A 14,798-nucleotide genomic window follows, 5' to 3' on the forward strand; every position below is an offset into this window, starting at 1 on the left:
TGCAAAATAAAAATCGCATCCGTTCATGCGCTTTTCCTCTACCGGGTTGCCGTGCAGGGAGTTAACGCACCGAAAAAAATTATCGCCGGATATGGGCCGCGACGATTTCGGCCAGGTCGTGCACCTCTTTGGTGGCGCCGCGCGCAATGGCTTTTTTGCAGAGCGGGCAGGCTGTGACGATGGTTTCGGCTCCGGTGGCTTCCAGTTCCGCGGCTACCGAACGGGCGATGGCTGCCTGCTGTCCGTCCGAAATGGCCGTGTTGGCGACCGAGGAGCCGCAGCATAGGGCGTTCTCGCGCGTCTCGGCCGGTTCCAGCAGTTGGCCCATCGCTTCGATGACGGCGCGCGGCTGGTCGTAGATGCCGCTTCCGCGTCCCAGTTCGCAGGGGTCGTGGTAGGTGTAGCGTGTGTCGCCGTGGCTGAGCCGGAGACGCTCGGTGCGCAGCAGGCGCAAGATATATTCGGAGTGGTGGAGCACTTCGATGCCTTCCAGCGCGTAGTCTTCGCGGAAAACTTTCAGACAGATGGGGCACGAGGTGACCAGCGTTGTGATGCCGTGTTTACGGAACAGCTCGGTGTTGTAGCGCATCATCTTGCGGGCCGCATCGGTTTCGCCCGAGAGCTTGAGCGGACGGCCGCAGCAGACGCCGCCGTTGCGGTCGGCCCACCACACCTGTTCGCCCGCCGCCGTGAAAACCTGCTCCATGGCCTGCAAGATGCGGGGCGTCAGTAGGGTCATGCAGCCTGCGAAATAGCCCACCTTGCCCGAACCCTGCGAGCGGTCGGTCTCTTTCAGATAGGCGTAGCGGCGTTTGTCGGGCAGGTTGCGGAGCCTGTCGCGCGAGTTTAGCCGCAGAGTGTTGAGGTCGATGCCGACCGGACATTTCGTCGCACAGCGGCCGCACATCAGGCAGTTGTCGGCGATTTCGGGCCGGAGCATCTTGTAGCGGCGGTCGCGCAGGAAATAGACCGACTGCACGTTGTCGACGCCCAGCACGCTCTGAAGCTGGCAGGGGTCGATGCAGATGCCGCAGCGCGAGCAGGCTTCGAGCTGGAAACGGTCGTACGAAGTCGCCTTTTCGCCGGAACGAAGCCGGTAGCGGCGCAGGAAGATAAGCGGTATTTCCGTGAAGATGTGCATGTAGCGCGAGAACGGCAGCGCCACGAAGAAAAGCCCCAGGCAGGAGGAGTAGAACCACCATGCGGCGCTTTCGAGGTTCATCAGCGCGAGCATTCCGATGCGGTCGTGCATCCATTCGCCGAGGGTCCCGGTGAGGAACCCCCCCCCGCCGTAGAGGGCGCAGGTGGCGCTTTCGGCCAGCAGACGCGCCGGGAAGATAAACCACAGGGCCGACAGGGCGATGCGGTCGCCGAGGACGTGTTTGGTCGTGCGGCGCATGCCCAGCGCCTTGGACCGCAGTCGCTTGCCCCATGCCAGCGCCACGCCCGAAAGGACGAAAAGCAGCAGCAGGTCCATCGCGAAGTCGAAGAACGGCTTGTGTTCGAGGCTCGTTGCGAAGTACTTGAAAAAGACGTGTCCTTGCAGCGGGACATAGCGGAATCCCAAGTGGGCGACCGTCTCGATCCAGCCGACCGAGATAAGCAGGAACCACCCGAAAGCCAGCGACATGTGCATGTAGCCCAGCACGGGGTTGACCCGGAAAATGCGGCGGTGCAGCAGCGATTCGCAGAAGACTTCGCCGACGGCTCCGAAGGTCGCGCGCGAGGGCAGGCCGCGCAGAATCAGCATCTTGTCGGCGCGGGGCAGCCGCAGGAGCCATACGAGCCACTTGCCCAGCACGATGGCGAACATGGCCGTGGCGCCGATGATGAACGGCAGGCAGAACGGTGCGTAGAACTTCATGGTCAGAGGTCTCCCAATTTGTGTTTGATAAGCATGACCACCCCGCGCGTGTTGATGCCCCGCGGGCAGACGAGCCGGCATTTGCCGCACAGCATGCACTTGTTCATCTCCTCGTAGGCGCCCTGGTATTCGCCGCGGCGCACGAGGGTGTGGACCCTGCGGAAGTTGAATTCCGTCAGATTGCCGGCCGTGCAGACCGCCGTGCAGCTCCCGCATCCGATGCAGGTTTGCAGTTCGGGCATTTCGTGCAGGATTTCGTCGCTCCGGCGCAGGTTGTTGCGGTCGACGTCGATGGCCCGGGGCTTGGAAATCGTATATCCGAAGTTGATGGATGCCATGCCTTTACTCGTTCAGATAGTCCGCCGCGGCGTCGGCCGCTGCGATGGCTTCGTTGAGCGTCTCGCCGATGTTCTTGGGCGCCGTGACGGTCCCGGCGTAGAAAATGCCTTCGACGTTGCTTTCGACGTTGTGCAGGAAGTGGTCGCGCGGGGCCATGAATCCGCTCGGGGAGCGTTGCAGTCCGGCGCTTTCGGCCAGGGCGGCGCTGTCGTCGTTGGCCCGCATTCCGACCAGCAGAATCAGCATGTCGACGCTCATGCGCAGAGGGCGTCCCGTGAGGGTGTCTTCGGCCTTGATCTGGATGCGGCCGTCGAGCGTCGGCGCCGCTTCCGATATGCGGCCGCGGACGAAATGGACGTTGCATTTCTGCTGAGCTTCGCGGTACATCTCCTCGTAGCCCGGTCCGAACATGCGGATGTCCATGTAGAAGTTGAAGATGTCGGCTTCGGGGAAACGTTGCTTGAGTTCCATGGCCTGCTTCACGCCTGTGATGCAGCAGACGCGCGAGCAATGTTGCTGGCATACCTTTTCGTCGCGCGAACCCACGCAGTGCAGCAGGGCGATGCGCTGCGGAGCCGAGCCGTCGGCACGTGCCACACGGCCCTCGTTGAGCATCCGTTCGATGTCGGCCGAGGTAAAAACGTTGTCGTAGAGCCCGTAGCCGTATTCTTCCTTGATGGCGGCGTCGAACAGCGTGAAGCCCGACGCGAGCACCACGGCGTCGCAGTCGAGCCGCTGGCCGTCGGCGAGGGTCACGCTTTTGGGCGTGAGACTGCGGACTTCGGAACGGGTGCGTATCTCGATTTTTTTCTCCTCGATGCGGCGGCGCAGCTCCGTGAGTACCTCTTCCGCCGGAGTGAACGTGGGGAACAGCGCGTGCCAGCCCCGGAGCTTGCCGCCCGCTTCGGCTTCCTTTTCGAGAATGAGCGCTTCGATGCCCCGCTCCGCAAGGCGCAGGGCCGTCTGCATGCCCGCGGCACCGCCGCCTATGATGATAACCTTTTTCATACGAGTTTCTTCAGTTTCGGGCGGCCGCCTATTCGCGCATGTCGTAGAGCGTGTCGGGCGGGCAGCCGTTGACCACCGCCGAAGCGGGTTTGCCTATGTATTTGCCGTTGCGGCCCAGGTATTTGGCCGCAGGGTCGTAGTCGATGCCCATCTTGTCCAGGAGCGGTTCCACGTCGACCTGGTGCATCTGCATGCCCAGGGCCCACGGGTCGTAGCCCAGCACCAGCCCGGCCATCTCCTCGTAGGTCAGCACCGGGATGCCGTGGCCGTTCTCGCCGTAGGTCGTCCCCTCCATTTCGGCGATGGCGTACTGCCATTTGTCGAGGAACATGGCGCAGCCCGGGCAGTTGGCCACGATGAAATCGGGTTTGTAGGGGGCCATGCTTTCCAGCTTCTTGTGCGAGTTGGCAATCGAATAGCCGCGGTTGGCCTGCACCAGGTAGTTGCGGAATCCGAAGCCGCAGCAGTGGCGCCGTTCGGGATAGTCGACGCACTGGCCGCCCCACGATTCGATCATGCCGGCCAGCACGTAGGGGAATTCCGATCCGCCGATGCCCGATTTCGGGAAAATCTTGGCGTAGTGGCAGCCGATGTGCTCGACCACGTGCAGCGGTTCGCCCGTGAGGGCGTTCACCAGCTTGTGCTTGGCTTTGCGGGCGATTTCCTCGCGGAAGTGGAACATCACGTCCGAGGTGTGGGCCAGGCTGGCCGGCTTGCGGAATTCGCGGCCCGTGGCTTTCAGCAGATTCTCGCGCGTCCTCTCCTCCGTCTCGGGGAACTCCTCCCACGTGGCGAGAATCTCGGAGTAGACGCCGAACGAGGTGATGCACGAGGCCACGAAATTCTCGTAGCCCGCTTCGGTCATCAGGGCGAACTGACGCGCCACGACGGTCATAATCGTTTCGAGCGGCACGATGTCCGAGTGGTAGCCGATGCCCGTGCACGACGAGTGCTTGGGGTCGTCCAGCAGGTCGCGGCCAAGGTCGTTCTGCAGGATGTCGATGAACGCCTTTTCGCTGCCCGGGAAAAAGTTCTGGCGGATGCAGCTGCGCGCGTAGTAGTAGCGGTCGTCGGCTATCTGTTTCTGGTATTCTTTCCAGCTGTTGCGTTTCATGGCGTCGGTCAGTAATGTTCGTTGCTGTTGTTCAGAAAGACGTCCATCATGTATCGTTGGTCGGCGCCCTCCTCGTAGCCCAGTTCGCGGGCCTTGCGGTCGGAGTGCCGTTCGATGCTCTCGAACATGGCCTTGCCGCCGCTCACCTCGAAAATGCGGTCGATTTCGCCGAGCGACTCTTCGTCCAGGCGCCGCAGGGCCCCGGCTCCGTGACGCATGTAGACCGGGGTGAATTGGGGGAAAATATCCTTGTCGTGGTCGAAAATCCACTTCCAGACGGTGCCTTGTTCGGGGTGCAGGTCGGGTTTGACCAGCCGCGGTACGATGCAGTAGCCCGTGCGCAGGATGTTGTCCCCGATGATGCGCTTGAGGGCCAGCTGCTGGCGTCCCTTTTCGCTTTCGGCGAAGAATCCCAGTTTCTGCGACAGCGTGCGCAGGGCCTGGATCACATAGCCCGGCGTGTTGCCGCGCGGGCAGCGGGGGCGGCACGACATGCACTCGCCGCAGTACCAGATGGTGTCGCCTTTCAGAAGACGTTCGATGGCTTCTTCGTCGCGGGTCTGTACGATGCTGACGATCTGCCGCGGGTCGTAGTTGTAGAACTCCGCCGCCGGGCAGACACCCGTGCAGACGCCGCAGTTCATGCAGGAGTTGAGCCCCTCGCGGAACCGCACGTCTTCCATCAGCATGTCGAAATATTTTGCCATGTTCGCAGTATCCTTTGCTCGGCAAAGGTACTCATTATCGGCCGCCTGCGAGGTGGTATAAATACCTAATTTCGGGTCGCCGGACCGATTGGACGGGTCGATATGGCATGTACAGATATGCAGCCCCGGGCTGTTGAAACGTTTTAGCAACCTTGCTAAAACGATTTAATGGGGCGTCTATCGCCGTTCGTAGGTCTCGAAGACGAACGGGTGGGGATAGGTCTCGCCGTGCGGAAAGGCTTCCGACGCGACGAGCCGCCACTGCGCCGAGTCCCATTCGGGGAAACGGGTGTCGCCCTCGTAGGGATGTTCGACGCGGGTGAGGTAGAAGCGGTCGGCCAAGGGGAGCGCTTCGGCGTAAATCTGCGCGCCGCCGATAATGAAGACTTCTTCTTCGGCGGCGAAAAGCGCCAGCGCTTCGGTCAGCGAGTGCACGACTTCGCAGCCTGCGATTGCTATCTCCTGCCGCGAGACGACTATGTTGCGGCGGTTGGGCAGCGGGCGGCCCAGCGATTCGTAGGTTTTGCGTCCCATGACCACCGGATGGCCCGTCGTCAGCGCCTTGAAGTGCTGCAGGTCTTCGCGGATGTGCCACAGCAGCGTGTTCTTGTCGCCGATTACTCCGTTCGACGCTACGGCAACTATTATTGAAATCATAGGTTTTCTGCGATTTGATTGTTTCCGGTCCATCGCCCCCCCCCTCGCAATGACGTTCTGCCTTGTACGTTGTGCGGTCAGAATGACATCGGTGCCTTGATGGCGGGCCAGGGGTCGTAGCCGGAGAGTGTGAAATCGTTGTAGCGGAAATCGAAGACGGACTTCACATCGGGGTTGAGCCGCATGACGGGCAGGGGCCGCGGAGCGCGGGAGAGCTGCTCGTCGACCTGCTCCATGTGGTTGAGGTAGAGGTGCGTGTCGCCCAACGTGTGGATGAATTCGCCGGGCCGCAGTCCGCACACCTGCGCCATCATCTGCGTGAGCAGCGCATAGGACGCGATGTTGAACGGTACTCCGAGGAACGTGTCGGCGCTTCGCTGGTAGAGCTGGCACGAGAGACGTCCCTCGGCTACGTAGAATTGGAACAGCACGTGGCACGGCGGCAGGGCCATTTCTTCGACTTCAGCGACGTTCCATGCCGAGACGATGATGCGCCGCGATTCGGGGTTCTTCCGAATCAGTTCCGCGGCCTGCGCAATCTGGTCGATGGTGCTGCCGTCGGGCCGCGGCCACGAACGCCATTGGTAGCCATAGACGTGGTTGAGGTCGCCATAGCGATAGCCCTCTATGGGCGATTCGGCGCCTGCCGATGCGAGAAACGTATCGCGGTCCAGCGGGCGGATTCCCCGTGCCGCGCACAGCTCGCCGTAATAGCGGTAGGCGTCGTTGTCCCAGATATGTACGCCGTTTTCGACCAAGCAGCGGACGTTCGTGTCGCCGCGCAGGAACCACAGCAGTTCGTGGATAACCCCTTTCAGAAAGACTTTCTTGGTCGTCAGCAACGGGAATCCCTCGCTCAGGTCGAACCGCATCTGATGGCCGAACACGCTTTTCGTGCCCGTGCCCGTGCGGTCGCCGCGGATGACACCTTCGGTTCGGATGCGGCGCAGGAGGTCGAGATATTGTTTCATCGGTCGAATCGTTTGAGGGTCAGTTCGCCCGTGTCGTCGAGCACGGCGTAGGCAGGGGTCTCTTCCCAGCAGCCCAGATGGACCGTGTGGAGCCCCGCTTCGCGGTAGTCGCGGGCGAAATGCAGATGGCCGAATACGAAATGGTCTATGGGCGGCTCGGGGTGGGTAGCTGCATAGTTGCGGGCATATTCGATCAGCGGCTCGGTCATGGCGGCGGTGGGGGCTCCCTCGGCGTGGTGCGATTTGCGCGAGCGTCCGCTCCACCAGCGGCCGAAACACACCGCCCAGTCGGGATGCACGCCCCACGAAAAGAGCCAGCGCAGGGCCCGCGACCGGAAGACGCGGTTCAGCAGTTTGAGCAGCGGCTGTCCGTCTATCTGCATGTTGTCGCCGTGGGCGATGAAAATCCGGCGGCCGCAGAGCGTCATGACCTGCGGCGAGGTGCAGACCTCCACGCCGCATTCGCGGGCGAGACAGTCGCCCGTCCACATGTCGTGGTTGCCCGTGAACAGCACCACGCGCACGCCCCGGTCGGTCAGCTCGGCCAGCTTGCCCAGCACGCGGGCATAGCCTGTCGGGATGACCCGGCGGTACTCGAACCAGAAATCGAAAATGTCGCCTACGAGGAGAATCGCTTCGGCATCTTTGCCCGCGAGGTCGAGCCACGCGAGGAACTTCCGTTCGACGGCGCGGGCCGCCGCCGGGTCGCCACCTCCGAGGTGGACGTCGGATGCGAAGTAGACGGGCATGGCTTATCGGGTCAGCTCGTCGAGTTTGCGTTCCAGACTCTTGCCGTAGATGTCCTTGGCCACGAGCGTGCCGTTCTTGTCGATGAGGAAGTTGGCGGGCAGCTTGCTGATGTTGTAGAGACCCACGGCCGCCGAAGCGCGTCCGCGCAGGTCGCTCACCGAAATCCACGGCAGACGCTGTTCCTGCACGGCTGTAATCCACGCGGCTTTCGAGGTGTCGAGCGACACCTGGTAGACCTCGAACGAGGTGGGGGCGTCGGCATATTTGCGGTAGGTCTCTTTCAGTTCGGCGTTGAGGGTGTTGCTGTTGCCCGCTTCGGCCGACCAGAAGTCGATCAGAACCACCTTGCCCGCGAGCGACGAGAGCCGGATTTTACGGCCGTAGATGTCGTGCAGCTCCAGGTCGGGATAGCCCATTTCCGAGACCTTGGAGGTCAGGCTGATGCGGGCGTCCATGCGGGCGATTTCGCCCAGCAGGGGCTGCAGGTAGGGCGATTCGGGGTAGCGTTCTTCGATGGCTTCGGCCACGGTGCGGAAGTAGACCACGTCGCTGTCGCCGTTGAAAAGGTAGGTGTCGCCGGGCAGCCGCTGATACAGGGCGTAGACGGCGGCCAGCGAAGCCTTGTTTTCGATGATGAAGCGGAGCTGTTCGCGGCGGATGCGGAAATATTCGGCCGTGTATTCCTTGCCCAGTGCCTTGCGCTGCGCTTCCGCCAGGTCCTGCCGGGCGAACTGCGCGGCGATGGCGTCGAGCTTCTGCGCTCCGGCGACGTAGGGTTGGTAGAACTGCCGGAGCAGTTCCGTCTCTTCGGAGCCGTCGACCGTGTAGTTGCGGACGACGCTGCCCACGGCGTTCACCGTCAGGCGGTCGCCCCCGGCAATCAGCAGCGGAATCCGCTCGCCGTTGCACACGAGGTTGTAGAGCGACGGCGTGGCGGCCACGTCCTTGAGCCGGAACTTGTAGCCGCCGTCGGGACCCAGGGCGGCCGAATCGATGATCGTCTGCGCCAGCGGGGTGACCTGTTCGAGATAGACGCTGCGGGCTTCGCTGCCCGCGAAACGGCCTGCGAGGGTCGCCTTCGTCGAGCGGCATCCGGTGGCCAGGAGGGCTGCGGCGAGCAGGGCGCCGAGCGTAAGTCTGTTCATGTTGCTGAGTTTTCGCATGGTCGGGGTTCAACGACAGAACGGGCCGGAGCGTAGTCGGGGCGGCGTCTGTCTTCTATCTACAAATATAGGGATAATCCAATAATGGCGCAAGTTTTATTTCTGCGAATTGCGCCGCTGGCCGTTTTTCTGGAAATTGCGGCTGCCGTGCTGCTGGTTGCGGCCGCGCTGCATGCGCTGTTGACGCTGCTGTCCGCCTTTCTGCGGACGCGCCGAAAAGTGCTGTTTGTAGTCGCTTCGGAGATTATTCAAGGCCGTTTCGTCGATCTGCACGGCACCTGCGGACATTTGCCTGATGTCCTTTATGATGATTTCGTTGTTGGGGTGCTCCTGGTTGTATTCGTAGCTCTTGGCACGCATGTAGCAAGCCAGGTTGCCGACCGTCCGTGCCACGGCGCCGGGGTTGTTCGCCTCGCCCAGTTTGCGGAGCATCTGGCCCACGTACTTGCCGTAGTGCTTATGGCTCAGACGGCTCTGGGCGTAGGGCATCCGGTGGGGCGCCGCGGTGAGCTCCTGCCGCGAGGGACGCGGGTAGGGCGAATCGACATCGAGCTGGAAATCAGACATGATGAACATGTGGTCCCAGAGCTTGTGGGTGTAGTCGGCCGTGTCGCGCAGCAGGGGGAACAAGTTGCCCATGACGGCGATGACGGCGCGTGCCTGGCGGTTGCGTTCGCGGCGGTCCTCGATGAGCGACAGCGAATCGATCATCTCCTGGATGTGGCGCCCGTATTCGGGCAGATACAGCTTGCGGCGTGTGTAATTGTAGTTCTTTTTCATGGTTGTCGTTGTGGTCGCGGCGGCTGTTTCGTGCGGTCGGCCGCGAGGTCCGGCAGGTCGTTTGCAGTGGTGCGATTCGGGCTGTTTCTGCGGGCCGGAATCCGGCCGCCGGACCGGGCCCGGAAATTGGTTTTACGCGGCGGAAAGCCCTACCTTTGGGTCGGAAGCCGGGTTTCGGGGCCTTTGCGGACCCGTTGCGGCCGGGGCCGCTGCGATGCCGCCCGCTGCTTCCGCGAAGCGGTTTCTGCTGCCGTGGCGGCAGGGTTCGGCTCCGACAAAAGTAGGTAAAATTTCAGAAAAAACAATTATGGCAAAGGTTTTAATTCTCGACCGTTCAAAAAGTATGCGAAACACGCTGCGCGAGCGGCTCGAATACGAGGGTTTCTCGACCGAGGCGGTCGAGGACGAAGCCGCAGCGTCGGAGATGTGCCGTAAGATTCCGTTCGACGTCATTCTCTCCGACACGGGCTGCAAGGTCCCCGATACGGGCGTTCCGTTCATCGTCCTCTCGGCCGAGGCGTCCATTGATTCGGCGGTCGAGGCGGTGCGCAGCGGAGCCCGCGATTACCTTACCAAGCCCGTCGACATGAACCGGCTGCTGCGGTCGATTCACCGCACCATCGACGACCCGGCGCCCGAACCCGCCGCCGCTCCTGCGCGCCGCGCGCGCCGGGCCCATGCCATGCACGCCGAGGAGATTATCGGCACTTCGGAACGTATCGGGCAGGTGCGGCAGCTCATCGACAAGGTTGCGCCCTGCGACGCGCGCGTGCTGATTACCGGCGAGAACGGTACCGGCAAGGAACTGGTGGCCCGTTGGCTGCATGCCAAAAGCCCCCGTTCGGCCGCTCCGTTCGTCGAGGTCAACTGTGCCGCCATCCCCTCTGAGCTTATCGAAAGCGAGCTTTTCGGCCACGAGCGGGGGGCCTTCACCTCGGCCATCAAACAGCGTAAGGGCAAGTTCGAGCAGGCCGACGGCGGCACGCTTTTCATGGACGAAATCGGCGACATGTCGCTCGCCGCGCAGGCCAAGGTGCTGCGGGCGTTGCAGGAAAGCAAGATAAGCCGCGTCGGCAGCGACAAGGACATCGATGTCGACGTGCGGGTCATCGCCGCCACCAACAAGAACCTGCGCGAGGAGATCGACAAGGGCAATTTCCGCGAGGACCTCTACCACCGCATCGGCGTCGTGGTCGTGCGGGTGCCTGCCTTGCGCGACCGCGCGGGCGACATCCCCGAGCTGGTCGGCCATTTCATCCGCGTCATTTCGGCCGAATACAACCTCCCGCCCAAGAAAATCGACCCCGAAGCGCTGGCCGCCCTGCAAGCCAAGCCGTGGACGGGCAATATCCGCGAGCTGCGCAACGTCATCGAGCGGCTGCTCATCCTCAGCGAGGAGAAGATTACGGCCGACGACGTCAAGAACTATTGTTAGAGTATTCCGAGCAGTTCTTCGGCCCGGTCGACGATGTGGTCCGCGCCTGCCTGTTCGAGTTCGGCGCGGGTGCGGAATCCCCACGCGACGCCGGCTGACCGCACTCCTGCGGCCTTGGCCGTTTCTATGTCGATGCCCGAATCGCCTATGTAGAGGGTCCGTTCGCGCGCGATGCCCGTGCGGGCCAATATCTCTTCCACCACCGCCGGGTCGGGCTTCAGCGCCACCCCTGCGCGCTGCCCGAAAACCGGATCGAACGGTATTTGCGGGAAGAAAAGCCGGACGAGCTTTTCGGTGCCTGCCTGAAACTTGTTGGAAGCCACGGCCAGCCGCACGCCCCGGCGCACCAGCTCGGAGAGCAGTTCGGGGATGCCGGGGTAGGGCTTGGTGTAGGTGTCGATATGTTCGGTGTAGTAGCGCACGAAGTCAGCCCGCATCAGCGCCACGTTCTCGGGCGAGCGCAGCGGTTCGGGCAGGGCCCGTTCCACCAGCCGCATGATGCCGTTGCCCACGAAGCCGCAATATTCGTCGTAGGAGTGCTGCGGCAGTCCGCGCAGCGCCAGCGAGGCGTTGCACGCCACGGCCAGGTCGCCGATGGTGTCGAGCAGCGTGCCGTCGAGGTCGAAAATCGCCAGTTCGGTCTTCATCGTTTTCTGCGGATGCGTCCGTCCACGGCCGCTGCCGCGAGCGACATCAGCGGACTGACTATGTTGAAGATGCAGTAGGGCATGTAGACGAAGGTCGATACACCCAGCACCGTGGCCTGCGTCATGCCGCACGAATTCCACGGCACGAGTACCGAGCAGACCGTGGCCGAATCCTCGACCGAGCGGCTGAGCAGGCGCGCATCGAGCCCCCGTTCGGCGTACAGCTCGCGGAAAAGGCGTCCCGAAAGAATGATGGAAATGTATTGGTCGGCCGTGCAGAGGTTGAAGAAGATGCCCGCACCCACGGTCGAGGCCACGGCCGGAAACCTGCGGCGCACCAGCCGCAGGAAGATTCCGGTCAGCGACCGCAGCATGCCGCTGCCCGTCATCACGCCGCCGAAGCACATGGCGCAGATAATCAGCCACACGGTGTTGAGCATGCCGGCCATGCCGCGTGTGGCGATCAGTTCGTCGAGCTGGAGGTTGCCCGTTTCGATGGCCGTCGGGCCGAAGCAGGTCATCAGCACCCCCTTGAATCCCGAGAGGAATCCGAGTTTTTCGACCCCCGCCACTTCGGCCACCAGCCCGGGCTGTGCGGCAAGCATGGCGATGCAGGCGAATACCGTGGCGGCGAAGAGGGTGACGATTGCCGGGAGCTTGCGCGCGATAAGCAGGCCTGTCGCCAGCGGCACCAGCAGCAGCCACGGCGTGATGCGGAACGAGGCGCGCAGCGTCTCGGCGTAGAGTTGTGCGTGGGTGCCGGTTTCGTGGTCGAGCGTGAGGCCCGCTACGGTGAAGACAGCCAGCGCAAGGAGCATCGACGGCACGGTGGTGCGCAGCATGTAGCGGATGTGGGCGAAGACGTCGACCCCGACGGTCGAGGAGGCCAGCACCGTGGTGTCGGAGAGCAGCGACAGCTTGTCGCCGAAGTAGGCGCCCGAGATGATGGCTCCGGCCACCCAGCCTTCGGGGAATCCCATCGCCCGGCCGATGCCCATCAGTGCCACGCCGATGGTGGCGATGGTCGTCCACGAACTTCCGGTCATCAGCGACACTCCGGCGCAGATGACCGAAGTGGCTACCAGGAAGAACGACGGATGCAGGATTTTCAGACCGTAGCATATCATCGTCGGGACTACGCCGCTGACCATCCACGACCCTGCTATGGCGCCGATGAGCAGCAGGATGATGATGGCCGACGCCGAAGCGCGGATGTTGTCGATGACGGCTTCTTCGAGCACCGCCCAGCGGCAGCGGTAGATGCCTATCGAGAGCATCACGCAGACCGAGGCGGCCGACAGCAGGGCGATCTGGCTGCCTCCGTCGATGGCGCCGCCGCCGAAGCAGCGGATCACTACGTAGAGCAGCAGCGTGAGTACCGCCAGCGGGATGACCGCCACCCACGGCGACGGTGTTTTCGTTGTTTCGTGTTGCATTTTTCTGACCGGATAACCTGACCGGGGGCAAAAATACAAAATAAAGTGCAACGGCGGAATACGGCGGGCGGTTTGCGGCGATTTTTGCGGAGCGTGCGGCAAATGCGTGCGGCCGATGATGGCGTTTCTCAGACGGGTGGTGTTCTTCTATGTCGACGGGTTCCGGGCGATGACCCTCGGCCGGACCTTGTGGGCCATTGTCCTGGTCAAGCTCTTCGTCATGTTCGCCGTGCTCCGGCTTTTCTTCTTCCCCGATTTGCTCGCCGGGAAAAGCGCGCCCCAGCAGGCGGCCTGCGTGCTGGAGCAGCTCACCGGAATTTGAAATCCTGAATCGAATATGGTTTCCGATTATTTGCAGACCGTCGACTGGTCGCGGGCGCAGTTCGCTCTGACGGCCGTCTATCATTGGCTTTTCGTGCCGCTCACGCTCGGGCTGAGCGTGCTGGTCGCCATCATGGAGAGTTGCTGGGTGCGCACCGGCGACGAGTTCTGGCGGCGGACCGCCCGTTTCTGGATGCGGCTGTTCGGGGTCAATTTCGCCATCGGCGTGGCCACGGGGCTCATCCTCGAATTCGAGTTCGGCACCAACTGGTCCAACTATTCCTACTTCGTCGGCGATATTTTCGGCGCGCCGCTCGCCATCGAGGGCATCATGGCGTTCTTCCTCGAAACCACCTTCATTGCCGTCATGTTCTTCGGGTGGGACAAGGTGAGCCGTAGGGTCCACCTCACCGCTACGTGGCTCACGGCCGTCGGCGCCAGCCTTTCGGCCTGGTGGATTCTGGTGGCCAACGCCTGGATGCAGTATCCCGTCGGGTGTACGTTCAACTTGGGGACCGTGCGCAACGAAATGACCTCTTTCTGGGAGGTCGCCTTTTCGCCCGTCGCCGTCAACAAGTTTTTCCATACCGTCGCTTCGTCGTTCATGCTCGCCGCGCTGTTCGTCGTCGGCGTCAGCGCGTGGTATCTCCTGCGCCGCCGCGAGGAGCGGATGGCCCGGCAGAGCATCGGCGTGGCGTCGGTGTTCGGATTCGTCTTTGCGCTCGTCACCGCCTTTACGGGCGACCGTTCGGGGGCGCTCGTCGCCCGCGTCCAGCCCATGAAGCTGGCCGCTTTGGAGGCGCTCTACAACGGTCAGGCCGGGGCGCCGCTCACGGTCGTCGGGGTGCTCCGGCCCGCAGGCAGCCGCACGGCCGACGATCCTTTCTATTTCGGGTTAGGCGTTCCCAAATTGTTGTCGGTCATGAGTTTCCGCGATGCGCAGGCCTATGTGCCGGGTATCGGCGACCTGTTGGCGGGCAATCCGAAGCAGGGGATTTTGTCGGCCGCCGAGAAGATGGCCCGCGGCCGGGTGGCGGTCGCAGAGCTGGCCCGTTACCGGGCGGCTTCGGAAGCGGGCGACCGCCGGACGATGGCCGCCGTGGGGCGTAAGTTCGACCCGGCGACCTCCGAGGGAGAGGAGTTCCTGAGCGAATATTTCGCCTATTTGGGTTACGGTTATCTGGAGACGCCCGCGCAGCTGGTGCCCAACGTGCCGCTGCTTTTCTATTCGTTCCGCGTCATGGTCGGCGCCGGAGTCCTCTTTATCGTGGTGCTGGGCGTCGTGTGGTGGCTCAACCGCCGCAACCGGCTTGCGTCACGGCGGTGGCTGCTGCGGACGTGTGTGTGGATGATTCCGCTGGCCTATCTCGCTTCGCAGGCGGGGTGGGTGGTGACCGAGGCGGGGCGCCAGCCGTGGGCCATTCAGGACCTGATGCCCGTGGGGGTCGCCGCCTCGAAGATTCCCGGCGCTTCGGTCAGCGTCACGTTCTTCCTTTTTCTCGCTCTTTTTACGGCGCTTTTCGCCGCCGAGGTGAGCATTCTCCTGCGGCAGATTAAAATCGGTCCCGATGCGGCCGGAAATTCCGAACCCCAGAAACTCTGATAC

General features: G+C 62.8%; 15 protein-coding genes. 3 read left to right on the top strand and 12 right to left on the bottom strand.

Going from position 1 to position 14,798, the window contains the following annotated elements:
• Window positions 1–79 precede the first annotated feature (79 nt).
• The 10 genes from QVG21_RS08055 to QVG21_RS08100 form a co-directional block, all read right to left on the bottom strand.
• Entirely contained in the window at window positions 80–1,864 is a 1,785-nt protein-coding gene (locus QVG21_RS08055; protein ID WP_287923885.1) for a (Fe-S)-binding protein, read from the bottom strand.
• 2 nt (window positions 1,865–1,866) lie between these two features.
• On the bottom strand, window positions 1,867–2,202 hold the full coding sequence (locus tag QVG21_RS08060) for a 4Fe-4S dicluster domain-containing protein (RefSeq protein ID WP_251214514.1): 336 nt from the start codon (window positions 2,200–2,202) through the stop codon (window positions 1,867–1,869).
• A 4-nt stretch (window positions 2,203–2,206) separates the two neighbouring features.
• Window positions 2,207–3,211 carry an FAD-dependent oxidoreductase gene (locus tag QVG21_RS08065; RefSeq protein WP_251214515.1) on the bottom strand — a complete coding sequence of 335 codons (1,005 nt, stop codon included), beginning with the start codon at window positions 3,209–3,211 and terminating at the stop codon, window positions 2,207–2,209.
• A gap of 28 nt (window positions 3,212–3,239) precedes the next feature.
• Window positions 3,240–4,325, bottom strand: coding sequence for a heterodisulfide reductase-related iron-sulfur binding cluster (locus QVG21_RS08070; protein WP_287923889.1), 1,086 nt, complete (start codon window positions 4,323–4,325; stop codon window positions 3,240–3,242).
• Window positions 4,326–4,333: 8 nt separating this feature from the next.
• Window positions 4,334–5,032: a 4Fe-4S dicluster domain-containing protein gene (locus QVG21_RS08075; RefSeq protein WP_251214517.1), complete on the bottom strand. Its 699-nt coding sequence runs from the start codon at window positions 5,030–5,032 to the stop codon at window positions 4,334–4,336.
• A 177-nt stretch (window positions 5,033–5,209) separates the two neighbouring features.
• Window positions 5,210–5,689, bottom strand: coding sequence for a dihydrofolate reductase (locus QVG21_RS08080; protein WP_251214518.1), 480 nt, complete (start codon window positions 5,687–5,689; stop codon window positions 5,210–5,212).
• Window positions 5,690–5,766: 77 nt separating this feature from the next.
• Window positions 5,767–6,660 carry a thymidylate synthase gene (gene thyA / locus QVG21_RS08085; RefSeq protein ID WP_287923893.1) on the bottom strand — a complete coding sequence of 298 codons (894 nt, stop codon included), beginning with the start codon at window positions 6,658–6,660 and terminating at the stop codon, window positions 5,767–5,769.
• Window positions 6,657–7,409: a UDP-2,3-diacylglucosamine diphosphatase gene (locus QVG21_RS08090; protein ID WP_251214520.1), complete on the bottom strand. Its 753-nt coding sequence runs from the start codon at window positions 7,407–7,409 to the stop codon at window positions 6,657–6,659. Before QVG21_RS08090 ends, thyA begins: the two co-directional genes overlap by 4 nt.
• A 3-nt stretch (window positions 7,410–7,412) precedes the next feature.
• On the bottom strand, window positions 7,413–8,555 hold the full coding sequence (locus tag QVG21_RS08095; RefSeq protein WP_251214521.1) for a peroxiredoxin family protein: 1,143 nt from the start codon (window positions 8,553–8,555) through the stop codon (window positions 7,413–7,415).
• 114 nt (window positions 8,556–8,669) lie between these two features.
• Window positions 8,670–9,353 carry a DUF4290 domain-containing protein gene (locus QVG21_RS08100; protein ID WP_287923899.1) on the bottom strand — a complete coding sequence of 228 codons (684 nt, stop codon included), beginning with the start codon at window positions 9,351–9,353 and terminating at the stop codon, window positions 8,670–8,672.
• Window positions 9,354–9,660: 307 nt separating this feature from the next.
• Between QVG21_RS08100 and QVG21_RS08105 the strand changes: the two genes are divergently transcribed.
• Window positions 9,661–10,788, top strand: a complete 1,128-nt coding sequence (locus QVG21_RS08105) for a sigma-54-dependent transcriptional regulator (RefSeq protein ID WP_251214523.1) — start codon at window positions 9,661–9,663, stop codon at window positions 10,786–10,788.
• On the opposite strand, the gene QVG21_RS08110 is transcribed toward QVG21_RS08105, so the two are convergent.
• Entirely contained in the window at window positions 10,785–11,435 is a 651-nt protein-coding gene (locus tag QVG21_RS08110; RefSeq protein WP_287923904.1) for an HAD family hydrolase, read from the bottom strand. The two genes, QVG21_RS08105 and QVG21_RS08110, sit on opposite strands and share 4 nt — an antisense overlap.
• Window positions 11,432–12,871, bottom strand: a complete 1,440-nt coding sequence (locus tag QVG21_RS08115) for a Na+/H+ antiporter NhaC family protein (protein WP_287923905.1) — start codon at window positions 12,869–12,871, stop codon at window positions 11,432–11,434. The genes QVG21_RS08110 and QVG21_RS08115 overlap by 4 nt, the downstream gene beginning before the upstream one ends.
• Before the next feature lie 118 nt (window positions 12,872–12,989).
• On the opposite strand from QVG21_RS08115, the gene QVG21_RS08120 reads away from it, so the two are divergent.
• A complete protein-coding gene (locus QVG21_RS08120; RefSeq protein WP_287923939.1) occupies window positions 12,990–13,193 on the top strand; it encodes a DUF4492 domain-containing protein in 204 nt (67 codons plus the stop codon).
• A gap of 15 nt (window positions 13,194–13,208) precedes the next feature.
• Entirely contained in the window at window positions 13,209–14,795 is a 1,587-nt protein-coding gene (locus QVG21_RS08125) for a cytochrome ubiquinol oxidase subunit I (RefSeq protein ID WP_287923908.1), read from the top strand.
• The last annotated feature ends 3 nt before the right edge of the window (window positions 14,796–14,798 follow it).

Origin of the sequence: Alistipes sp. UBA6068, from assembly GCF_949428155.1 — a bacterium.
Lineage (GTDB): Bacteria > Bacteroidota > Bacteroidia > Bacteroidales > Rikenellaceae > Alistipes > Alistipes muris.